This is a genomic window from Metapseudomonas resinovorans DSM 21078, from assembly GCF_000423545.1.
Taxonomy (GTDB): Bacteria; Pseudomonadota; Gammaproteobacteria; order Pseudomonadales; family Pseudomonadaceae; genus Metapseudomonas; species Metapseudomonas resinovorans.
This window is the reverse complement of sequence record NZ_AUIE01000001.1, coordinates 20,628-43,011: the sequence shown is the minus strand read 5'-3', so window position 1 is coordinate 43,011 and position 22,384 is coordinate 20,628. Positions and strand designations below refer to the sequence as shown.

20 protein-coding genes are annotated in these 22,384 nt (G+C 63.9%); 7 read left to right on the top strand and 13 right to left on the bottom strand.

Features of this window, described 5'->3' with window-relative positions:
• Positions 1-154: 154 nt before the first annotated feature.
• The 3 genes from grxD to G559_RS0100165 form a co-directional block, all read right to left on the bottom strand.
• Positions 155-481 carry a Grx4 family monothiol glutaredoxin gene (grxD, locus tag G559_RS0100175; RefSeq protein WP_028626295.1) on the bottom strand — a complete coding sequence of 109 codons (327 nt, stop codon included), beginning with the start codon at positions 479-481 and terminating at the stop codon, positions 155-157.
• A 93-nt stretch (positions 482-574) separates the two neighbouring features.
• The gene (locus tag G559_RS0100170) at positions 575-2,683 is read right to left on the bottom strand and encodes a molybdopterin oxidoreductase family protein (protein WP_028626294.1); all 2,109 of its coding nucleotides are present in this window, start codon (positions 2,681-2,683) and stop codon (positions 575-577) included.
• A 135-nt stretch (positions 2,684-2,818) separates the two neighbouring features.
• Positions 2,819-3,256, bottom strand: a complete 438-nt coding sequence (locus G559_RS0100165) for a hypothetical protein (RefSeq protein WP_028626293.1) — start codon at positions 3,254-3,256, stop codon at positions 2,819-2,821.
• A 232-nt stretch (positions 3,257-3,488) separates the two neighbouring features.
• Between G559_RS0100165 and G559_RS30840 the strand changes: the two genes are divergently transcribed.
• From G559_RS30840 to G559_RS0100150, 4 genes are all read left to right on the top strand, one after another.
• Positions 3,489-3,659, top strand: a complete 171-nt coding sequence (locus tag G559_RS30840; RefSeq protein WP_245586460.1) for a hypothetical protein — start codon at positions 3,489-3,491, stop codon at positions 3,657-3,659.
• 4 nt (positions 3,660-3,663) lie between these two features.
• On the top strand, positions 3,664-4,233 hold the full coding sequence (locus G559_RS28325; protein ID WP_371926443.1) for a site-specific integrase: 570 nt from the start codon (positions 3,664-3,666) through the stop codon (positions 4,231-4,233).
• Positions 4,234-4,417: 184 nt separating this feature from the next.
• Positions 4,418-5,335, top strand: a complete 918-nt coding sequence (argF, locus tag G559_RS0100155) for an ornithine carbamoyltransferase (RefSeq protein ID WP_028626292.1) — start codon at positions 4,418-4,420, stop codon at positions 5,333-5,335.
• Positions 5,332-6,441, top strand: a complete 1,110-nt coding sequence (locus G559_RS0100150) for an ABC transporter ATP-binding protein (RefSeq protein ID WP_028626291.1) — start codon at positions 5,332-5,334, stop codon at positions 6,439-6,441. Before argF ends, G559_RS0100150 begins: the two co-directional genes overlap by 4 nt.
• A gap of 98 nt (positions 6,442-6,539) precedes the next feature.
• On the opposite strand, the gene G559_RS0100145 is transcribed toward G559_RS0100150, so the two are convergent.
• The 4 genes from G559_RS0100145 to ybaK all read right to left on the bottom strand — a co-directional run bounded on the left by G559_RS0100145 (position 6,540) and on the right by ybaK (position 10,232).
• On the bottom strand, positions 6,540-7,322 hold the full coding sequence (locus G559_RS0100145; protein ID WP_028626290.1) for a PhzF family phenazine biosynthesis protein: 783 nt from the start codon (positions 7,320-7,322) through the stop codon (positions 6,540-6,542).
• A 99-nt stretch (positions 7,323-7,421) separates the two neighbouring features.
• Entirely contained in the window at positions 7,422-8,213 is a 792-nt protein-coding gene (locus G559_RS0100140; protein ID WP_028626289.1) for a substrate-binding periplasmic protein, read from the bottom strand.
• 28 nt (positions 8,214-8,241) lie between these two features.
• The gene (gene glpK / locus G559_RS0100135; protein ID WP_028626288.1) at positions 8,242-9,729 is read right to left on the bottom strand and encodes a glycerol kinase GlpK; all 1,488 of its coding nucleotides are present in this window, start codon (positions 9,727-9,729) and stop codon (positions 8,242-8,244) included.
• Positions 9,730-9,761: 32 nt separating this feature from the next.
• Positions 9,762-10,232: a Cys-tRNA(Pro) deacylase gene (gene ybaK, locus G559_RS0100130; protein ID WP_028626287.1), complete on the bottom strand. Its 471-nt coding sequence runs from the start codon at positions 10,230-10,232 to the stop codon at positions 9,762-9,764.
• 102 nt (positions 10,233-10,334) lie between these two features.
• Here ybaK and G559_RS0100125 point away from each other — a divergent pair, with 102 nt between their 5' ends.
• Both G559_RS0100125 and glpD read left to right on the top strand, forming a co-directional pair.
• The gene (locus G559_RS0100125) at positions 10,335-11,093 is read left to right on the top strand and encodes a DeoR/GlpR family DNA-binding transcription regulator (RefSeq protein ID WP_028626286.1); all 759 of its coding nucleotides are present in this window, start codon (positions 10,335-10,337) and stop codon (positions 11,091-11,093) included.
• Positions 11,094-11,230: 137 nt separating this feature from the next.
• The gene (gene glpD / locus G559_RS0100120; RefSeq protein WP_028626285.1) at positions 11,231-12,760 is read left to right on the top strand and encodes a glycerol-3-phosphate dehydrogenase; all 1,530 of its coding nucleotides are present in this window, start codon (positions 11,231-11,233) and stop codon (positions 12,758-12,760) included.
• A gap of 46 nt (positions 12,761-12,806) precedes the next feature.
• On the opposite strand, the gene G559_RS0100115 is transcribed toward glpD, so the two are convergent.
• The 5 genes from G559_RS0100115 to G559_RS0100095 all read right to left on the bottom strand — a co-directional run bounded on the left by G559_RS0100115 (position 12,807) and on the right by G559_RS0100095 (position 18,905).
• Complete coding sequence (locus tag G559_RS0100115; RefSeq protein WP_028626284.1) at positions 12,807-13,802, bottom strand: alpha/beta fold hydrolase; 996 nt, start codon at positions 13,800-13,802, stop codon at positions 12,807-12,809.
• Between the two features lie 158 nt (positions 13,803-13,960).
• Positions 13,961-15,646, bottom strand: a complete 1,686-nt coding sequence (gene betA, locus G559_RS0100110) for a choline dehydrogenase (RefSeq protein ID WP_028626283.1) — start codon at positions 15,644-15,646, stop codon at positions 13,961-13,963.
• A complete protein-coding gene (locus tag G559_RS0100105; protein ID WP_028626282.1) occupies positions 15,639-17,120 on the bottom strand; it encodes a purine-cytosine permease family protein in 1,482 nt (493 codons plus the stop codon). The genes betA and G559_RS0100105 overlap by 8 nt, the downstream gene beginning before the upstream one ends.
• Before the next feature lie 3 nt (positions 17,121-17,123).
• The gene (locus tag G559_RS30655; RefSeq protein WP_169338764.1) at positions 17,124-17,297 is read right to left on the bottom strand and encodes a hypothetical protein; all 174 of its coding nucleotides are present in this window, start codon (positions 17,295-17,297) and stop codon (positions 17,124-17,126) included.
• Positions 17,298-17,396: 99 nt separating this feature from the next.
• Positions 17,397-18,905 (bottom strand): aldehyde dehydrogenase family protein, encoded by a 1,509-nt coding sequence (locus tag G559_RS0100095; RefSeq protein ID WP_028626281.1) that lies wholly within the window; start codon positions 18,903-18,905, stop codon positions 17,397-17,399.
• A gap of 168 nt (positions 18,906-19,073) precedes the next feature.
• On the opposite strand from G559_RS0100095, the gene G559_RS0100090 reads away from it, so the two are divergent.
• Positions 19,074-19,979, top strand: a complete 906-nt coding sequence (locus G559_RS0100090; protein ID WP_028626280.1) for a LysR family transcriptional regulator — start codon at positions 19,074-19,076, stop codon at positions 19,977-19,979.
• Between the two features lie 40 nt (positions 19,980-20,019).
• Here the strand turns inward: G559_RS0100090 and metE are convergent, their stop codons facing one another.
• The gene (gene metE, locus G559_RS0100085; protein WP_028626279.1) at positions 20,020-22,314 is read right to left on the bottom strand and encodes a 5-methyltetrahydropteroyltriglutamate--homocysteine S-methyltransferase; all 2,295 of its coding nucleotides are present in this window, start codon (positions 22,312-22,314) and stop codon (positions 20,020-20,022) included.
• Between the last annotated feature and the right edge of the window lie 70 nt (positions 22,315-22,384).

Below are 22,384 nucleotides of genomic sequence, written 5' to 3'. Positions count from 1 at the left end.
ATATGCGGGGCTCTTTCATTTATAACGTCTACAAATCAAAACCTTCCAAACAAGATTGTTTTCAATTAGCAAATAGAACACCGATATATACGAAGAACCATTAGAAATAAAAAAAACCCCGCATTTGCGGGGCTCTTTTTTATTCAAGGGAGGATCAGGCGCTAGCCTTGCTCACAGCTTCCTTGACCAGGGTCTGCAGCTCGCCCTTCTCGAACATCTCGGTAATGATGTCGCTGCCACCAACCAGCTCACCGCCTACCCACAGCTGCGGGAAGGTCGGCCAGTTGGCGTACTTCGGCAGATTGGCGCGGATTTCCGGGTTCTGCAGGATGTCGACGTAGGCGAACTTCTCGCCGCAAGCCATGAGGACTTGCGCGGCACGGGCCGAGAAGCCGCACTGCGGAGCGTTCGGCGAGCCTTTCATGTACAGCAGGACAGTGTTGTTGGCGATCTGCTCTTTGATGGTTTCGATGATATCCATTGGGCACCTCGGCTGAACTTTCCGACTGTCGAGTCGGCAGGATGGCGGCATTGTAACGGAAAGCCGAGCGGCGCGCTCGGGCTTCCCTTGTCCTCAGGCGGCCACCACTTCCACAGGAACGCCATTGAGCGCCGCATTGCCGGAAAGCGCGTCCAGTTGGCGCTCGTCGGTCAGGTCGTTGGCACTGGCGCCCGGCTGCTCGCTGGCGATGCCCATGCGCACACCAGGCCGCGCGTGACCCCAGCCATGGGGCAGGCTGACCACTCCGGGCATCATGTCCAGGCTGGCGCCCACCTCCACCTCGATCATGCCCACTCGCGAGCGCACTTTTACCCGCTGCCCGTCCACCAGTCCGCGGACTTCCAGATCGCGCGGATGCATCAGCAACTGGTGGCGCGGCTTGCCCTTCACCAGACGGTGATAGTTGTGCATCCAGGAATTGTTGCTGCGCACATGGCGGCGACCAATCAGCACCAGCTCACCTTCACGGGGCGCAGGTTGCGACGCGAAGCGTTCGAGGTCGCCGAGAAGAATCGCCGGCGCGGCCTCCACCTTGCCGCTGGCGGTCTTCAGGCGACCGGCCAGATTGGGTTTCAGCGGTCCAAGGTCGATGCCATGGGGATAGTCACGCAGGTGAGCCACGGAAAGCTTGTGCTCGGTGCGGTCGCCGTAGGGGCCCGCACGCAGGCCGAGGTCTATCATCTGCTCCGGTGCCAGGGTCGGCTTCAGTTCGATGCCGGTACGCGCGGCGAATGCCTTGGCCAAACCGACGAAGATCTCCCAATCGTGCAGCGCCCCCACCGGCCTGGTCAGCACCGCCTCGTTGAAACGGGTGACATTGCGCACGGCGAAAAGGTTGAACGTGGTGTCGTAGTGCTCGTGCTCCAGCGGTGCGGTGGGTGGCAGGATCAGGTCGGCGTAACGGGTGGTCTCGTTGATGTAGAAGTCGATGCTGAGCATGAACTCCAGACCGTCCAGGGCCTGTTCCAGTTGCCGGCCGTTGGGTGTGGACAGCACCGGGTTGCCGGCGACTGTCACCAATGCTCTTACCTGCCCCTCACCGGGGATGAGCATCTCCTCGGCAAGCGCTGCCACTGGCAGCTCACCGCCGTACTCGGGTAAACCGGATACGCGGCTCTGCCACCGATTGAAGTGGCCACCGGAGGTCGCAGCCACCAAGTCGACTGCCGGCTCGGTGCAGAGCACGCCTCCAACCCGATCCACATTACCGGTAACCAGGTTGATGAGTTGGATCAACCACTGACAGAGGCTACCGAAGGCCTGAGTGGACACACCCATCCGGCCATAGCAGACCGCGCTTTCCGCTGCGGCGAAATCCCGCGCCAGTTGGCGAATCTGATCTGCCGGAATACCGCAACGCAGGCTCATGGCTTCCGGCGTGAAGCGAGCGATGGCGTCCCGCACCTGCTCCAGCCCTTCGACCTGCAAATGGGTTGCGCGGCCCAGCCCTTCTTCGAACAAGGTATTGAGCAGGCCGAACAGCAACGCCGCATCCTGCCCCGGCCGCACGAACAGATGCTGGTCGGCCATGGCCGCGGTTTCGCTGCGGCGCGGGTCCACCACCACCAGCTTGCCGCCTCGCCCCTGCAGGGCCTTCAGGCGCTTCTCGACGTCCGGTACGGTCATGATGCTGCCGTTGGAGGCGAGCGGGTTGCCGCCGAGGATCAGCATGAACTGGGTGTGATCGATATCGGGGATCGGAATCAGCAGGCCATGGCCGTACATCTGCTGGCTGATCAGGTGATGGGGCAACTGGTCCACCGAGGTGGCGGAGAAACGCCCTCGGGTCTTGAGCAGGCCGAGAAAGTAGTTGCTATGGGTCATCAGCCCATAGTTGTGCACGCTCGGATTACCCTGATACACGGCCACCGCGTTGTTACCGTGGCGCGCCTGGATGTCAGCCAGGCGCTCGGCGACCAGGGCGAAGGCCTCATTCCATTCAATGGGCATCCATTCGTTTCCGGCACGGCGCATGGGCTGACGGATGCGATCTGGATCGTTCTGAATGTCCTGCAGGGCCACGGCCTTGGGGCAGATATGGCCACGACTGAAGCTATCCTGGGCGTCACCCTTGATAGAAAGGATGCGACGCGTGCCGTCATCCTGATCCTCGGTCTCAATGGTCAGGCCGCAGATGGCCTCGCAGAGATGGCACGCACGGTGGTGGAGGGTCTTGGTCATGGCCTGGCCTCTATTCTTGTTCGAGACGACCGGTTGGGTCGCAAGAACAAGACTATGGAGCCAGATTCGCTGCTCGACCAGCAGCGTCAGCGCCATGAATCGGCAGGCATCATGCCTGCCGATTCGCCACCCCGGTCAGCGGATGGACTTGATGGTGCCTTTGTTGCCGGTGACCTTGGCGGTCACCTTCTTGAACACGACATAGTCCTGCACGGTGAGTTCATAGCGCGGCGCGACGATCAGGTCGGCACCGGACTCCTTGACCGCTTTGTAGGCGGCTGCGGACTTGACGGAGGAAATCGGGTCCGGACCGAAGGGCAGTCCACCACTGCTACCGCCACCGTAGGCTACGCCATCAGCAAATTGAGAGTCCCCACCGAACTGCAGGACGTTGAACAGAATGTTCACCTCGGACTGTCCGCTGATCTGCTCGCCCACAGCGACATCAGCCTTCAGGTCGGTCTTCACTTTGCCATTCAGCGGTGAAGTCGGCTGGCTGACGTTGTAGCTGCTGCAACCGGTCAGGGCAGCAAGGGCAGCAGCCAGGGCGGCGGGAACGAGGAACTTATTCATTGGGATCTCCATGGATCATTGAAAGTCTGAGCGGCTCCGCTGATGTTCCTAGCGCGGATGCCGTCCCCGGGAATCACCCGATTCCGGGGACCCGCAAACCTACCAACCAGCGCCGCGAAGCATCAGTTCATGCTTTCCGAAAAGACGTTCAGATAGTTTCCCGTCGTACCGCTCCTAACCACCCGGCATCCGGCTTCAAGGTGTTGGCCGAGACGACCTGGTCATCGCCACGGTGCGCCGCAATGCCCGGGACACGCTGTCGAGCGTGATGGAGGCAGCGGTAAAGGATGGGCTGATCGCACGCAACCGAGTGGCCTCGATCGCGCGGCCACGGGTGACGAAGAAGGTGATGGACCCGTTCACCCGCGAGGAAGCCGAAGCGGTGATCGAGCACCTTTTATAAGAAGCTGGCCGGGCTGACCCGCATCCATGCCTGCTACTTCGAGTTCGCGTTCTTCACTGGAATGCGGCCGGGCGAGTTGATGGCGCTTCGCTGGGAGGAGATCGATTTCAAAGGAAGGAACGCACACGTCTGCCGGATCGTGGTCGACGACGCGATCAAGGATCGCGTGAAGACCAAGCACCACCGGCAAGTGCTGCTGAATGACAGGGCGCCACATGCCCTGAAGGAGGCGCGGACGCTGACCCAGGCACGGAGTGCCTTCGTCTTCGCGCCGGCGAGGATGGAGGAGGGACAGGATTGGATCAGGAGTGACAGCACGACGAAGGGCTACGTCAACCAGGCCCTTCGCGCCCTGGGCATCCGCGTGCGGCGCCAATACGACACCCGCCACACCTACGCCACCATGTGCCTGATGGCCGGCATGAATGCTGCCTTCATTGCGAACCAGTTGGGGCACAGTGTACAAATGCTGCTCTCGACCTATGCGAAGTGGCTCAATTCCACCTCGGATTGGAGCGAGTTGCAGAAGCTGGAAAACCAGCAAATTGGTACGAAATTGGTACAGGAAAAATAGCGATACCCCTCTAGGCCGCGCCCTGTCTGGCCTCTGTTGGCATCATGCGACATTTCCTTATAAGATCGCGCCTTCCCCCTAAATCGTCGCCCCGTGCGGCTTCAACCGCCCGTCCCGCCTGCATTGTTCCCGCAATACCCGGCCAGGACACGCGGCCAGTGGCAAAAGAAGAAAGGTAGTAACCATGAGCGCTAGGCATTTTCTCTCCCTGATGGACTGTACTCCCCAGGAGCTGAACAGCCTGATCCGTCGAGGCACCGAGCTGAAGGATCTGCGCAACCGAGGCGTGCGTTACGAGCCCCTGAAAAGCCGCGTACTGGGCATGATCTTCGAAAAGGCGTCCACCCGGACCCGTCTCTCCTTCGAGGCCGGCATGATCCAGCTCGGCGGCCAGGCCATCTTCCTGTCGCCGCGCGATACCCAGCTCGGCCGTGGAGAACCCATCAGCGACTGCGCCATCGTCATGTCGCGCATGCTCGACGCGGTGATGATCCGGACCTTTGCCCACAGCAAGCTGACCGAGTTCGCCGCCCATTCGCGGGTGCCGGTGATCAACGGCCTGTCCGACGATCTGCATCCCTGCCAGCTGCTGGCCGACATGCAGACCTTCCTCGAACATCGCGGCAACATCCAGGGCAAGACCGTGGCCTGGATCGGCGACGGCAACAACATGTGCAACACCTATATAGAAGCGGCCATCCAGTTCGACTTCCAGTTGCGTGTCGCCTGCCCCGAAGGCTACGAACCCAAGGCCGAGTTCCTCGCCACAGCCGGCGACCGCGTCAAGGTCGTGCGCGACCCGCGTGAAGCCGTGGCCGGCGCCCACCTGGTCAGCACCGATGTCTGGACGTCCATGGGCCAGGAGGAGGAAACCGCCAGGCGCCTGGCGCTGTTCGCCCCCTACCAGGTGAACAAGGCACTCCTCGACCTGGCCGCGGAAGACGTGATATTCATGCACTGCCTGCCAGCCCACCGCGGTGAAGAGATCAGCGTCGACCTGCTCGATGATCCGCGCTCGGTAGCCTGGGACCAGGCGGAAAACCGTCTCCACGCCCAAAAGGCCCTGCTCGAACTCCTGGTCGAACACGCCCATCACGCATGAATCGCGAAATGCTCCTCAGCCTGCGCAACCTTACCTGCGGTTATCACGACCAGCAGGTTGTGCGTGGCCTCAACCTGCATCTCAATGCCGGTGATATCGGCTGTCTGCTGGGCCCCTCCGGCTGCGGCAAGACCACCACCCTGCGTGCCATCGCTGGTTTCGAACCGGTGCTGGAAGGTGAAATCCAGCTGGCTGACGAGGTCATCTCCCGCGCCGGCTTCACCCTGGCACCGGAGAAGCGACGGATCGGCATGGTCTTCCAGGACTACGCCCTGTTCCCGCACCTGACCGTGGCTGACAACATCGCCTTTGGCATCCGCAAGGAGCCCGACTGCGAACGCAAGGTCGCCGAGCTGCTGGAGCTGGTGAAGCTGGGTCATCTGTCCAGGCGTTATCCCCATGAACTGTCTGGCGGCCAGCAACAGCGCGTTTCCCTGGCCCGTGCCCTGGCGCCGGAACCACGCCTGCTGCTGCTCGACGAGCCCTTCTCCAACCTCGATGGCGAACTGCGCAGACGCCTCAGCCAGGAGGTTCGCGAGATTCTCAAGGCGCGCGGTACCAGCGCCATCCTGGTGACCCACGACCAGGAAGAGGCCTTTGCCGTCAGTGATCATGTCGGCGTGTTCCGAAACGGCCTGCTGGAGCAGTGGGACACGCCCTATAACCTGTACCACGAGCCGCTGACCCCCTTTGTCGCCAGCTTCGTCGGCCAGGGTTATTTCATACGCGGCCAGCTGATTTCCGCCGACGCCGTGAATACGGAACTGGGCACCATCCGCGGCAACCGCGCCTATACCTGGCCCCAGGGCTCGGCAGTGGATGTCCTGCTACGCCCGGACGACATTGTCCACGCACCGGACAGCGACTTGCGCGCCACAGTGATCGGCAAGACCTTCCTCGGTGCCGCCACCCTCTATCGCCTGCAACTGGCCACCGGCAGTCAGCTGGAGTCCATATTCCCCAGCCATGCCGACCACCAGCCCGGGCAGGATGTCGGCATCCGTATCGCCGCCGATCACCTGGTGGTATTCCCCGCACAGGGGAGCGTCGCCGCCCATTTCACCCCACAGGAATCCGGAGTACGCCGCATCAGCGGTGCACTCTGAAACCTGTAGGGGCGATTTCAATCGCCAAGGGTGGCGCAGCTGCCCCTGACAGAGTTCCCGAGACAGACCTTCGGCCTGCTTGGCGAATGAATTCGCACCTACACCCACAGCCGCCCGCTGGCCACCAGCACTGAATGCCCGGCAATGCTCACCCTGTCGCCATCCAGGCGGCACCAGAGATCGCCGCTGCGGGTGGAGCACTGTTCGGCTCGCAGCACGCGCTTGCCAAGGCGATTCGCCCAGTAAGGAATCAGTGCGCAGTGGGCGGCCCCGGTCACCGGGTCCTCCTCGATGCCGATCACCGGTGCGAAGAAGCGCGAGACGAAGTCGTGCTTCATACCCGGTGCGGTGATGATCACGCCGGACCAGGGCAACTTGGCCAACGCCTTGAAGTCCGGCGTGCACTCGCGCACCGCCTGTTCCGACTCCAGCACTGCCAGCAGGAAGTTGGCTCCCAAGGCATCCACCGGCGCCACACCCAAGGCGTGCTCCAGGTCCAGGGTCACGCCCACCTCCTGCGGTACCTGGGCCGGGAAGTCCAATGCCAGGCGGCCTTCCTCTTCGCGCGTCACCCGCAGCTCGCCGGACTTGCTCATGAACTCCAGGCGATTCCCGGGCTCCTGATAGAGCTCGAACAGCACATGGGCGGCGGCCAGGGTGGCGTGACCGCAAAGCGGCACCTCGGCCCTGGGGGTGAACCAGCGGATGTGCCAGGCATTGCCTTCCTTCACCAGAAAGGCGGTTTCCGACAGGTTGTGCTCGGCGGCAATGCGTTGCATGAGCTGCTCGTCGAGCCAGGCATCCAGGCGATAGACCACGGCCGGATTGCCGCCGAAAGGACGCTGGGTGAAGGCATCGACCTGATGGAAATCCAGCTGCATGACACGCTCCTTGGAGTGGGGACGGGAAGATTCAGCATGCCAGCCAGCAACGCCCCACGCACCGTACAGTGGCCAGGTTCTATCACGGATACAGCCAGCTCAGTCTAGCGGAGGCAGGCCATAGCGCTGCAGCAGCTCGTTCATCCGCCCGGACGCGCGCAAACGCTGGAGCCCGGCCTCGAACATCGCCGCATGACGCGGGCTGGCCTCCAGGGCCGGTGAAAATGCCAGGTAGATGGGTACATCGGGCGATCGGCAGCCAGCCTTGACCAGCTTGGCCTGCTGGCCACTTCCGGCCAGGTAGGCATCCATGACCCAGGCATTCTCGATGGTGGCGTCGATACGCCCGAGCAGGATCTTTTCCACGTTCATTTCCAGGGCCTGGTCACCGGATACCACCTGGACATGCGCCGGCTTGTCCCGGTTGATACGGATGTAAGTATCGAGCTCCTGCCCGTAGCTGTAGCCGTTGATACTGCCCAGCCTGATCCCGGAAAGGGAAAGCAGGCCCTGGTAGCGCCACGTGGCACCGCGGGCAGCGTAGAAGCACATACGCGACACACCAGGCGCGGTGGGCGTGAACACGAAGTCGGGAGCGTCCTGGACGCCGGCACCGATCAACGCATCCAGGCGACCATTGCGCGTGTCGTGGACAGCTCGTGCCCAGCTCACCTGGCGGTACTCCACGCGGATACCCGCCTCACCAAAGATTTCCTGCGCCAGTTCGACGAAGATGCCGGGCCGCTCCGAGCCGGGCTGGCAATTGATCGGACACCAGATGTCCCCGGCGATCACCAGGGTCTCAGCATGAGCCGACGGGAAGAGCAAAGGTGCGACCAGCAGGCCCAGTACCTGCCAGCGGCGCTTCAGCGACCCTCGCCCTTCTCCCATCCTGCCTCCCGGTGTCTATGCGGTGCCTTCACGCACCGCTGCGCACCCTTTGCACGGCATCCAGCCAGCCGTCATAAAGTTTCTTGCGGTGGTCTTCGGCCATGCGTGGGGCAAAACGTTGCTGACGATGCCAGTGACTGGCCACTTCGTCCAGATCGCGATAGAGCCCCACCTGCAAACCTGCGAGGTAGGCCACGCCCAGGGCCGTGGTCTCGGTGACTTCCGGGCGTTCCACCGGTACCCCGAGGATGTCGGCAAGGAATTGCATCACCCAGTTGTTCTCCACCATACCGCCGTCCACTCGCAGGGCACTGGGCGCGGCGGCGCCGTCCTGGGCCATGGCCTCCAGCAGGTCGCGGGTCTGGTAGCAGACCGACTGCAACCCGGCAGTGACGATTTCCTTGATGCCGGTATCGCGGGTCAAGCCGAAGATGGCGCCGCGCGCGCGCGGGTCCCAGTAGGGCGCTCCAAGGCCGGTGAAGGCCGGCACCAGGTAAACGCCGCAGGCATCGCCGGTCTGCTCGGCCAGGGCCTCGGTATCGCGGGCGTGGCTGATCAGCTTGATGCCATCACGCAACCACTGCACCGCAGCGCCGGCAACGAAGATGCTGCCCTCCACCGCGTAGGTCACCTTGCCATTCAGGCGATAGCCAACCGTCGTCAGCAGGCGGTTGCGCGAGACCACTGGCTGCTCACCGGTGTTCTGGATCATGAAGCAGCCGGTGCCGTAGGTACTCTTCACCATGCCCGGCTGGAAGCAGGCCTGGCCGATCAACGCCGCCTGCTGGTCTCCGGCCATGCCGCGCACCGGGATGCTGGCGCCGAGCAAGCTGACTTCGGTATCGCCAAACTCTGCGGCGCAGTCGAGGACTTCCGGCAACAAGCTTGCGGGGATGTCGAACAGACGCAGCAGCTCTGCATCCCATTGCTGGCTGTGGATATTGAACAGCAGGGTCCGCGAGGCGTTGGTGGCATCGGTGCGATGCACCTTGCCGCCGGTCAGGCGCCAGAGCAGGAAGCAGTCCACGGTGCCGAAACGCAGCTCGCCGCGCTCGGCGCGTTCGCGGGCGCCTGGCACGTTTTCCAGCACCCAGCGCAGCTTGGTGGCAGAGAAGTAGGGGTCGATGAGGAGACCGGTTCGACGGGCCACATCCGCTTCATGGCCGGCGGCCTTGAGCGTGGCGCAGTAGTCGGCAGTGCGGCGGTCCTGCCAGACGATGGCCGGGTGGATGGGAGTACCGGTCACCGCGTCCCAGACCAGGGTGGTCTCACGCTGGTTGGTAATGCCGATGGCGGCGATCTCGGCCGGATTCAATCCGCTCTGCTCGATGGCCTCGCGACAGACCTTCAGGGTAGTCAGCCAGATTTCCTCGCCGTCATGCTCCACCCAGCCGTCCTTGGGAAAGTATTGCTTGAACTCCTGCTGGGCACGCGCCACTGGCAAGCCCTGGGCGCTGAAAACGATGGCGCGGCTGCTGGTGGTGCCCTGGTCGATGGCGAGCAGGTAATGGGCCATGGCGATGCTTCCTTGTTCTTGTTCTGGGCTTTTTATGGACGACCGATATCGGCGAACTGACCTTGAGTATGGGCGGCCAGGGTGTCGGCGGAGAGCTCGACTTCCAGCCCGCGCCGGCCAGCGCTGACGTGCACGGTGTCGAAATTGCGCGCAGTGCTGTCGATGAAGGTACGCAGACGCTTCTTCTGCCCCAGCGGACTGATGCCCCCCACCAGGTAACCGGTGGTGCGCTGCGCCAGATTGGGATCGGCCATCTCCGCTTTCTTGACGCCCGCCGCATGGGCCAGCGCCTTGAGGTCGAGGCTGCCCACCACCGGCACCACGGCGACCAGCAGCTCGCCTTTCTCGGTGGCGGCGAGCAGTGTCTTGAACACTCGCGCCGGATCCAGGTTGAGCTTCTCGGCGGCCTCCAGGCCATAAGAGGGCGCCTTGGGGTCATGTTGGTAGCTGTGCACCTTGTGCTCAGCCTTGGCTTTCTTCAGCAGGTCGATGGCAGGCGTCATGTTCGATTATGAAAATCCGGCGACAGATTCAGCGTACCTTAACGGGAAAAACCGTCATTCGACAGCCCGCCGCTATAATGCCGCGCAAAACAAGGAGCCAGCATGAACCTGGGCCCCCGGCAACAAGACATTCTCGACCTCACCCGCGAGCGCGGCTACGTCAGCATCGACGAACTCGCCCAGGCGTTCGCCGTCACCCCGCAGACCATCCGCCGCGACATCAACCAGCTCGCCGAGCACGGCTTGCTGCGGCGCACCCACGGGGGCGCGGCCAGCGAAGCCTCGAGCACCCAGAACACGGCCTACGCCATGCGCGCCGGGCAGAACCGCGACGAAAAGCAGCGCATCGCCGACGCGGTAGCCGAGTACATCCCCGACCATGCATCGCTGTTCATCAACATCGGCACCACCACCGAAGCGATTGCCCGTGCCCTCATGGGCCACAAGGGCCTGAAGGTAATCACCAACAACCTGCACGTGGCCGCGCAACTGGCCGACAAGCCGGACTTCGAAGTCCTGGTGGCGGGCGGAACGGTGCGCAGCGACGGCGGTATCGTTGGCCAGGCAGCGGTGGATTTCATCCAGCAGTTCAAGGTGGACTACGCCCTGGTGGGCATCAGCGGCATCGACGAAGACGGCAGCCTGCTGGACTTCGACTACCAGGAAGTACGCGTCTCCCAGGCCATCATCGAGAACGCACGACACGTGTTCCTCGCCGCCGACTCCAGCAAATTCGGCCGCAACGCCGTGGTACGCCTGGGCTCCATCACCCAGGTCGACCGGCTGTTCACCGACCACCAGCCCTCCCCTGCCCTGACCCGCCTGCTGGCCGAGCACAAGGTGCATCTCGAGCGGGTCTGACCCCTTCCCAACTGTATGAATTTTTCATGACCACCCGGCGCGAAACCGCGCATCGGGCTAGTCATTTTCCGCTCGCTCGACTAGGCTACTTTCGAAACTGAACATTGAAAGTTCGATTTCGACCTTGGTGCCTGCCCATGAACCACAATCACTCCCCCATCGCCGAAGTCTATGACCTGGCGGTCGTCGGCGGCGGCATCAATGGCGTCGGCATCGCCGCCGACGCAGCCGGCCGGGGTCTGTCGGTATTTCTCTGCGAGAAGGATGACCTCGCCCAACACACCTCTTCGGCCAGCAGCAAACTGATCCACGGCGGCCTTCGCTACCTGGAGCATTACGAATTCCGCCTGGTGCGCGAAGCCCTGGCCGAGCGCGAAGTGCTGCTCGCCAAGGCGCCGCACATCGTCAAGCCCCTGCGTTTCATCCTGCCCCACCGGCCCCACCTGCGTCCGGCCTGGATGATATGCGCGGGCCTGTTCCTCTATGACCACCTCGGCAAGCGCAAGCACTTGCCTGCCTCCCGTGGCCTGCGCTTTGGTGCGGGCAGCCCGATGAAGGCGGAAATCACCCATGGGTTCGAGTACTCCGATTGCTGGGTCGACGACGCCCGAATGGTGGTGCTCAATGCCATGGCGGCCCGCGAGCGCGGCGCCCATGTTCATACTCGAACCCGCTGCGTCAGCGCCCGGCGCAGCAAGGGCCTCTGGCATATCCACCTGGAACGCGCCGACGGCAGCCTGCTGTCGATCCGCGCTCGCGCCCTGGTGAACGCCGCCGGCCCCTGGGTGGCTCGCTTCATCGAACAGGACCTCAAACAGTCGACGCCGTACGGCATCCGCTTGATCCAAGGCAGCCACATCATCGTGCCGCGCCTGCATGACGGCGAGCAGGCCTACATCCTGCAGAACGAAGACCGCCGCATCGTCTTCGCCATTCCCTATCTGGAACGCTTCACCCTGATCGGCACCACCGACCGCGAATACCACGGCGACCCGGCCTCAGTGGCGATCACGCCCGAGGAAACCCGCTACCTGCTGGAGGTGGTCAACCGCCACTTCAAGCGTCAGCTGAGCGAGCAGGACATTCTCCACAGCTATGCGGGCGTGCGCCCGCTGTGCGACGACGAGTCGGCCGACCCGTCGGCAGTGACCCGCGACTACACCCTGGCGCTTTCCGCCCACCCCGGCGACGCACCACTGCTCTCGGTGTTCGGTGGCAAGCTCACCACCTACCGCAGGCTCGCCGAAGCGGCCCTGGAGCAACTGACCCCCTGGTTCCCGCTCGCCAAGGGCGCCTGGACGGCGACCGCGCCGCTACCCGGTGGCGAAAAGATGGAAAGCCGCAGCGCCCTGGTGGAAGCCCTATGCGCGAGCTTCGGCTGGTTGCCCACCCACATCGCCCGGCGTTGGGTCAACCTCTACGGCAGCCGCTGCTGGCACCTGCTGCGCGACGTGCGAGAGCTGGCCGACCTCGGCGAACACCTGGGGGCCGGCCTCTACACGCGGGAAGTGGATTATCTCTGCCAGCAAGAATGGGCCGTCAGCGCCGAAGACATCCTCTGGCGTCGCACCAAGCTGGGCCTGTTCATGAGCGCTAGCCAGCAGGCTCGGCTGTCCCAGTACCTCAAACACGAATACCCGCGCCGGCCACGGGCGGATGCGGCGTAAGCCAACCATCCGCGAGCAATCCCTACCCTCCCAACTGCAAGGCGGCTCAGAGCTGCGCCACATGCCCCTCGGCGCGATGGGCCATGAGGTGCGGCAACACGGCGGATAACAGCGGTTCCTTGAAGGCGTCCTGGAAGCGATGGGCCAGGCCGGGAATCAACTTCAGCTCCGAACCCTTGATGTGCGCTGCCACATGCACACCGTGCATCACGGGCAGCAGCGGATCGGCAGTACCGTGCACCACCAGGGTCGGCACCTGCAGGCGATTGAGCATGTCGACGCGGCTCGGCTCGGCGAGAATCGCCAGGATCTGCCGCTGCACACCTTCGGGGTTGAAGGAGCGGTCATAGGCGCGGGCGGCCTGCTCCAGCAACTGCTCGCGATCATCACTGATCTCAGGGCTGCCCAACGCCGCCAGCAGGTCTGCCTGGTGCTGGAGGGCCACCTCACGACTCGGCGCCTCGCGCCGCGCCAGCAGTTCCAGCAGGGCCGAGTTGGGAGCCGGCAGGCCCTGGGCCCCCGAACTGGTCATCACCAGGGTCAGGCTGAGTACCCGTTCCGGCGCCAGGTCGGCCAGGTGCTGGGCGATCATCCCGCCCATGCTGGCGCCCAGCACGTGGGCCTGCCGGATATGCAGCGCATCCAGCAGGCGCAGCGAATCGCCGGCCATGTCGCGCAAGCCGTAAGGCGCCGAGACCGGCAGGCCGAGGCGGTAGCGCACCACTTCATAGGCCAGGTTCGCCGTGGGTGCGGCACCCGTCCAGGCGGACAGGCCGACATCGCGATTGTCGAAGCGAATCACCCGGAAGCCGCTCTTGCAAAGGCGCTGCACCACCTCGTCCGGCCAATGGATCAGTTGCCCGCCCAGGCCCATGATCAGCAGCAGTGCCGGGTCCCGCTCACGGCCCACGATCTGGTACGCCAGGCGCACCTCGCCCAGGTCGACAGTCTCCGTCGGCGCGGTCACATCGCAGCGGGTATCGGCAAAAGTAAAGGAAGGCAGGCCGCAAATGAGCGCGGCGAGCAGGATCAGCACACGCATGATGGAAATCCAGAACGCAAAACCCCAGTTGAACGCGATTCTGATGAATTCCTTGCGTTCGCACTGCCACAGAACCGTGACAATTTCATGACGAGCGCTGAACGGTCATTGCCAGGCCCAGGGCGGCGGCCGATCCGGCCGCTGCCTCGGGCCTGGACTCAGGCGCCCACCTGGCGCAGAGGGGCGCTAGTGCGTTGGGCGGTTTCCCAGTTGTCGGCAAGCCCCACCGGCATGTCCTCGGGCGCCAGTGGCCGGCGCCCGCGCACCAGGTCCGAGGCACGCTCGGCGAGCATGATGGTCGGCGCGTTGAGGTTGCCGTTGGGCTCCGTGGGGAAGACCGACGAATCGATAACCCGCAGCCCCTGGATGCCGCGCACCCGCAATTCGGAATCCACCACCGCCATATCGTCCTCGCCCATGCGGCAGGAGCCGCAGGGGTGCATGGTGCTTTCCATGTTGGCACGCACGAAGGCGTCGATCTCCTCGTCCGTCTGCACCGCCGGGCCGGGAGCCAACTCTTCACCACGGTAGCGGTCCATGGCGGGCTGGCCGATGATTTCGCGGGTCAGGCGCACACAGCGACGGAAGCCTTCACGGTCCTCCTCGCTCTCCAGGTAGTTGAAACGAATTTCCGGATGCTCGTAGGGGTCGGCCGACACGGCGCGGACATGCCCCCGGCTTTTCGGCTTGTTGGGGCCGGTCAGCACCATGAACCCGTGCCCACGGAACGGCTTGTCACCGTCGTAGCGCATCGCCGCCGGCAGGAAGTGGAACTGGATGTCCGGCCAACGCAGCCCCTGTTCGGAGCGGATGAAACCACCCGCCTCGAAGTGGTTGCTGGCACCCAGGCCGTCCTTGAACAACAACCAGCGCAGGCCGATCAGAGCCTTGCCCAGCAGCCCCATCTTGCCGTTGAGGGTGATCGGCTCCTTGCAGGCGTACTGGATATAGATTTCCGAGTGGTCCTGGAGGCTTTCCCCCACACCCGGCAAATGGTGACGGACTTCGATGCCAGCCTGCCTCAGCACCTCCGTCGGGCCAATGCCGGAACGCTGCAGCAGGTGAGGCGAGCCGATGGGGCCCGAGGACACCAGCACCTCGCGATTGCAGTGAACGGTGTGGGTCTGGCCACCCTGGTCGTACTCCACGCCCACCGCGCGCTTGCCCTCGAGGAGGATGCGCCGGGTCATGGCGTGGGTGACCACCGTCAGGTTGGGCCGCTCCATGGCCGGGCGCAGGTAAGCGTTGGCGGTGGACCAGCGCACGCCATCCTTCACCGTCATGTGCATGGCGCCGAAACCTTCCTGCATGTAGCCGTTGCAGTCGTCGGTCTTGATGTAGCCAGCCTGCGCACCCGCCTCCACCCAGGCGCCATACAGCGGGTTCTGCATGTTGTTGCCATTGTTGGTGGCCAGTGGGCCGCTGGCGCCGCGGTAGTCGTCGCCGCCGAACTTGTACGTCTCAGCACGCTTGAAGTAAGGCAGGCAGTTCCGGTAGCCCCAGTTCTTCGCCCCCAGGCTTTCCCATTCGTCGAAGTCATAGGCGTGGCCGCGGATGTAGACCAGGCCGTTGATGGAGGACGAGCCACCGAGCACCTTGCCCCTTGGGCAGTGCAGGCGACGGCCGTCGAGATGCGGCTCGGCCACCGTCTCGTAGCGCCAGTTGTACTTCTTCGTGTTCATCGGAATGGAGAAGGCGCTGGGCATCTGGATCAGCACGCTGCGGTCACTGCCGCCGAACTCCAGGACCAGCACGGACGTGCCGGCGTCCTCGGTCAGGCGGTTGGCCAGCACACAACCTGCAGAGCCCGCACCGATGATGATGTAGTCGTATCGCTTATTCATTGCTGTAACCCTTTGCGGTGAGGCCCAGGGCCTCGGTCTTGCGGTCGCTGCTCTTTGGGTAGGCGCCCCAGCCCAGGCGGGCAGCCAGCACGCGGGTCAGTGCGTAGTGGACCACCCCGGCCAGCAGGCAGGACGGCAGGGAGGCGGTGGCGAACGTGAAGAAGGTGGTGTTGGCCAGGGTCTGCGGGTTGAACACCACCACGTAGATGGCGAAGCCCGCTACCAGCGCAACCAAGGCGGCCGGATTGAAACCGCGCCAGAAGCGGAATGGCGAGTGCGCTTCGTCTGCGTAGAGATGGCGCAGGTTCAGGCGCTGCCGACGGAGGAAGAAGTAGTCGGCTATGCCGATGCCCGCCAGGGCGCTATTCAAGGCCGAGGTCCACACCAGGAAGATGAAGAAGCCGTCGTAGATACCCGGTGCGAACAGCACGATCAGCCCCGGCGCCACGCAGAACAGCACCACCAGCCACTCCCAGCTCATCTCCCGCAACGTCTGCCCCGCCAACTGACGCAAACCGACAATGGACGTGTAGAGGATGTTCACCATGCTGGTGACGTTGGCGAAGGCCACGAAGCCCAGGGCGATCACGCCGAAGGTCAGGCCGCCGATGCGGGTCATCCACACCGTCGGGTCGCTGTCACCCAGCGCGGAGGCGGCCAGCAGCCCCACGACTTCGCCCAGAACGGCGGCGGCGAAGATGCCGATGATGTTCGGCCAGTAGGATGTCCGCTGGTTCTTCGACAGGCGCGCCAGGTTGCCCACATAGGGCCACCAGGAGAACCCGGCGGCCATGTTCACCTCGACGGCGATCATGAAGTTCACTCGCTTGTCGTCGAAGGGTGCGTCCAGCGCGGGCAGGGCCATCAGCTCGGAGAAGTCATGCTCACTGAGGATCATGTAGAACATCGCGCCCATGATCAGCACCAGCGCCGGCGCGACGATGGTGTTGAACACCTTGATCGACGTCGGCCCCTTGGCGACCACGAAGCCGGTCAGGACGATGGCGAAGAAACCGGAGGCCAGTACCAGCCAGCCGTCGGCATCGGTCTTGTGCTCGGACACCAGACCGGTGAGACCGTCGATGGAGCGGCCGAACATCAGCCCCAGCACCGCCAGCCAGCCCATGGTGAGGAACACTACCGCCAGCACGTACACCAGCCGGCTGCCGTTGCCGCCGAACATGCTGCGCAGAAAGGTGAATTGCTCGGTGCCGTACTTGCCGCACGGCACGCAGGTAGCGAAGGTGGTCAGCAGCACGCCGAGAATGTTGCCGATGACGATGGCGGCAATGCCCTGCATGGGCCCGACGAACAGCGCTGTGGCGCCACCGATGAGGAAGGCCCAGGTAGCGATGGCCAGGGCGGAGTTGGCGTAGGTGAATTCCCAGAAACCCCACATGCGTTCGGCGGGTAGCAGCGGCGTGTCTCCCCGCTCCGCTTCTAGGCTGTGATTGACGGGTTCGTGATTGGCCATGGCTCAATACCCCCAGAGGTAGAAGCCGACGACCAGGACCAGCGTCATCAGGGTGGTTGCGATGTAGTCGACGGCGGTCAACGCCCCCGGCCACTCCTTGCTCTCTTCCAACTGCTCATACACGCGTATGCGTCTTTCAAGCTCCTGCGCACGCTCGATATCGGGTTGGCTGTTCATCTGGGCATCACCTCAAGGGGTTCTTGTTATTGAAATTCGATGCATCCCGGCCAGTGGCCACCGGCGCCGAAGCCCCGGTGGCGGGTTCCGCCCCACTCCTCAGGGCAGTGTGATCCACACGGCTTTGGTTTCCAGCAGGTATTCCAGTTGCTCCGCCCCGAGGTCCTTGCCATAGCCCGACTGCTTGTAGCCGCCGAAGGGCATGGAAGGGTCGATGGTGCTGTGGGCATTGACGTACACCGAACCGGCACGCAGGCGCGGAATCAGGCTGTGAACGCGACCGAGGTCGTTGGAGTAGAGCGCGGCGGCCAACCCGAAAGGCGAATCGTTGGCCAGGGCCAGCACCTCTTCCTCATCGTCGAAGGGGGCGGTCACCAGCACCGGGCCAAAGATCTCTTCCTGGACGATGCGCATGTCATTGCGGCAGTTGGCGAAGATGGTCGGTTGCACGAAGAAGCCGGGGCCTTCCACGGGCTCGCCGCCGTAGAACAGCTCCGCACCTTCCGCCTTGCCGGCCTCGATGTACGCCAACACGCGTTGCTGTTGCTCGCGGGACACCATCGGGCTGATGAAGCAATCGGGGTCCAACCCGGGCGCAATCTTCAGGGTTGCGGTGTAATCGGCCAGCTCGCGCAGGAACTCGGCGTAGACGCTGCGATGGACATAGGCACGGGTGCCGGCGTCGCAGACTTGCCCGGAGTTGAAGAACACCCCGTTGGCCACCGCCTGGGCCGCTGCCTTCAGGTCGGCGTCGGCCAGGACGATCACCGGTGACTTGCCGCCCAGCTCCAGGGTCAGGCGCTTCATCTGGTCCATGGCTGCCTTGCCTACCGAACATCCCACCGGGGTCGAGCCGGTAAAGCTGAGCTTGTCGATGCCCGGGTGGCTGGCCATGGCCGCCCCCACCACGCTGCCGCGCCCGGTAACGATGTTCACCACGCCGCCGGGAATGCCCGCCTCCTGTACCAGCTCGGCGAAGCGCAAGGCCGAGAGGGAAGTCAGCTCCGCAGGCTTCACGACCACGGTGCAACCTACCGCCAGCGCAGCCCCAAGCTTCCAGGCCATGGTTTGCAGCGGGAAGTTCCAGGGCACGATCACCCCCACTACGCCCACCGGCTCCTTGCGGGTGTAGGCCAGGTAATTGCCGGGCAGCGACGGCTCCACGGTACGGCCATGAATCTTGCTGGCCCAGCCGGCGAAATAGCGGAAGGTGTCGATGGTGCCCTGGATATCCACCGCGCGGGCCTGGGTCACGGACTTGCCCATATCGATGGATTCGATCTCAGCCAGCTCATCGGCATTCGCTTCGATCAGGTCGGCCAGTCGATGCAGCAGACGCTCCCGCTCCAGGGGCTTGAGTTGGCGCCAGGGGCCGCCGTCGAATTGCGCGCGGGCGGCTTGCACGGCGTGATCCAGATCATCAGCCGTGCCCATGGGAATGCGCCCGAGCACACCTTCGCTGGAGGGTTCGATCACGTCGGCGCTGGCACCGTCGGAGGCGTCCTGCCAGGCCCCGCCAATGAACAGCTTCCTGGGCCTGGAGAGGAAGTGTTGGGTCGCTTCGGAAACGCCGAATTGCTGCAGGTAGTTTTTTGTTCTGGTGTCCATCGTCGCTCTCGTCTTCATGCGCAGGTCGCGTGGAGGGAATGACGGCGAACAGGTCTTGCCAGGGATCGCCGTTGAGCTGACTATGGCCCCGGCCTAACATTGGTAAAATGCAAAATATCAGATACATGAATCGGCGTTTACCGAAGCATCTGATGGCGGGAGGTTGCGATGATCCAGCTCTATGACGTCGACCTGAAACTGCTGCGAGTTTTCGAGACCATCGTCAAATGCGGCGGCTTCTCTGCTGCCCAGGCCGCTCTCAATGTCGGCCAGTCCACCATCAGCGAACAAATGACCCAGTTGGAGGCCCGCCTCGGGGTGAAGCTCTGCCAGCGCGGGCGCAGCGGCTTTCGCCTCACCGAGCAGGGCGTGGCCATCCACGAAGCGACTCAGCGCCTGCTATCGGCGGTGGAGGCCTTCTGCATGGATGCCGACGTGTTGAAACAGCACATCAGCGGCACCCTCAACCTCGGCATCATCGACACCACCATCACCGACCCGGACTCCCCCCTCCCAAGCACGACCCAGCGTTTCGTCGCGCGTGGGCACGATGTCCATCTCAGCGTCTATGTGGGCACCCCGTCGGAGCTGGAAGAACGGGTCCTGGACGGCCGCCTGCACCTCGCCATCGGCCACTTCCCGTTCCGTGTTCCAGGCCTGAACTACTCGCCGCTCTACCAGGAGGCGCTAGGCCTTTACTGCGGCCGCCACCACCCGCTGTACGGCTGCGAAGCGGATGACGACGAACTGCAGCGGCAGATCGCTGCCTCGAAGCTGGTGGCACGCGGATTCATGCAGCAAAGCGATCTGGAACTGGTGGGCGCAAACCGCGCCGCCGCAACGGTCGACAATATCGAGGCACTGGCGATCCTGATCATCTCCGGCGCCTACCTGGGCTTGCTGCCCCGGCATTTCGCCGCCCGCTGGGTAGACAGTGGCGACATGCGTCCGCTGCTTCCCGAACGCCTGGCGCCGTCGGCCAGCTTCGACGCCATCACCCGTCGTGGCGTGGCGCCGCCGCCCATACTGCGGGCATTTCTCGATGACCTGGCCAGCAGCGCACTGCACGTCTGAGCCCCCTTCCCCACTGCGAAGAGGGGAAGGAAGCCCCCCTTCAACGGCAGTTGAACTCCGCCCGCAACTGCCGCGCGGCCGCGACCATGTTCACCAGCGCCGCCTCGGTTTCCGGCCAGCCACGGGTCTTCAGGCCACAGTCGGGGTTGACCCAGAGACGTTCGGCAGGAATGCGCTCGGCGGCCTTGCGCAGCAGCTTGGCCATCTCGGCACTGTCCGGCACCCGTGGTGAGTGGATGTCGTAGACGCCCGGCCCGATCTCGTTTGGATAAGCGAAGGCCTCGAAGGCATCCAGCAACTCCATGTCCGAGCGCGAGGTCTCGATGGTGATGACGTCGGCATCCATCGCGGCGATGGACTCGATCACATCGTTGAACTCGCTGTAGCACATGTGGCTGTGGATCTGGGTTTCGTCCTGTACGCCACTGGCGGTCAGGCGGAAAGCTTCGGTCGCCCAGTCCAGGTAGGCCTGCCAATCGGCCTTGCGCAGCGGCAAGCCTTCGCGGAAAGCCGCTTCGTCGATCTGCACGATGCGGATGCCGGCCTCTTCCAGGTCCAGCACTTCGTCGCGGATGGCCAGCGCCAGCTGCCTGGCCTGCACCTCGCGGGGCACGTCCTCGCGGGGGAAGGACCACATCAGCATGGTCACCGGGCCGGTCAGCATGCCCTTCATCCACTTGGCGGTCAGACCCTGCGCGTACGTGATCCACTCCACGGTCATGGCTTTCGGGCGACTCAGGTCGCCGAAGATCACCGCCGGCTTCACGCAACGGGAACCGTAGCTCTGCACCCAGCCGAAGCAGGTGAAGACATAGCCATCCAGCTGTTCGGCGAAGTATTCGACCATGTCGTTGCGCTCAGCCTCGCCATGCACCAGGACGTCCAGGCCCAGCTTCTCCTGCACGTCCACCGCGTGCCGGATTTCGCTGTGCATGGCCTCGGTGTATTCAGCGTGGGAAAGCTTGCCCTGCTTGTAGGACTGGCGCGCCAGACGAATGGCAGAGGTCTGCGGGAAGGAGCCGATGGTGGTGGTCGGGAACGCCGGCAGGTACAGACGCTCATGCTGCTTGGCGATACGCACGGCGAAGGGCGACGGACGTTGGCTGTCTTCCGGTTTCAGAGCCGCCACGCGAGCCTGCACGGCCGGATTGTGGATGCGCGGCGAGGCAGCACGGCCGGCCTGCACGGCACGGCTGGCGGCCAGGGCTTGCAACACGTGCGGCGCTTCCGGCTCGGTCAGGGCGCGGGACAATACGGCGACCTCCTCGCACTTCTGCACAGCAAAGGCCAGCCAGCTCTTCAGTTCGGCATCCAGCTCGTCTTCGCGAACCAGATCGACCGGGCTGTGCAGCAGCGAACAGGACGGTGCCACCCAAAGACGGTCGCCCAGGCGCTCGTGGGCATGGCGCAGCACGTCCAGCGCCTTGTCCAGGTCGCAGCGCCAGACGTTGCGGCCGTTGACCAGGCCAAGGGACAGCACCTTGTAGGCCGGCAGGCGGTCGAGGATGGTCGGATACTGCTCGGGCGCGCGCACCAGGTCGATGTGCAAACCATCGAGCGGCAGGCCGGCAGCCAGGCCGAGGTTGTCTTCCAGGCCGCCGAAATAGGTGGCGATCAGCTTCTTCAGCGGATCTCTCTGCAGCAGGTTGTAGGCGCGCTCGAAGGCGTTCTTCCAGTCCTGCGGCAAGTCCAGCACCAGGATCGGTTCGTCGATCTGCACCCATTCCACACCTTGGGCAGCCAGGCGCTGGAGAATCTCGCCGTAGACCGGCAGCAGTCGCTCCAGCAGGTCCAGCTTGTCGAACTCGCCCCCCTTGGCCTTGCCCAGCCAGAGGTAGGTCAGAGGGCCGATCAGTACCGGTTTCACTGCGTGGCCCAAGGCGTGAGCTTCTTCCACTTCCTCGAACAACTGCTCCCAGCTCAGGGTGAATTGCTGGTCGGCGGAGAATTCCGGTACCAGGTAGTGGTAGTTGGTGTCGAACCACTTCGTCATTTCCTGGGCATGGGCACCGCCACAGCAGCCCTTGCTGACGCCTCGCGCCATGGCGAAGAGGGTGTTCAGGCTGGCGTTGCCGTTCTCTGGCCGGAAGCGCTCGGGAATCACGCCGAAGGTCAGGGAATGCGTCAGCACCTGGTCGTACCAGGCGAAGTCACCCACCGGCAGCAGCTCGATGCCGGCTTCCTTCTGCAATTGCCAGTGCTCGGCACGCAGTTGCCGGCCGACGGCGCGCAGGCCGGCTTCATCCAGCTCGCCCTTCCAGAAGGCTTCCTGGGCTTTCTTCAGCTCTCGGTCACGGCCGATGCGCGGGAAGCCGAGGGAATGAGACAGGGCCATGTTGTCGAATCTCCATGCAAATGATGGAGCCAATTGTCGACAGCCCATGGCACTTGAGACAAACTCAACT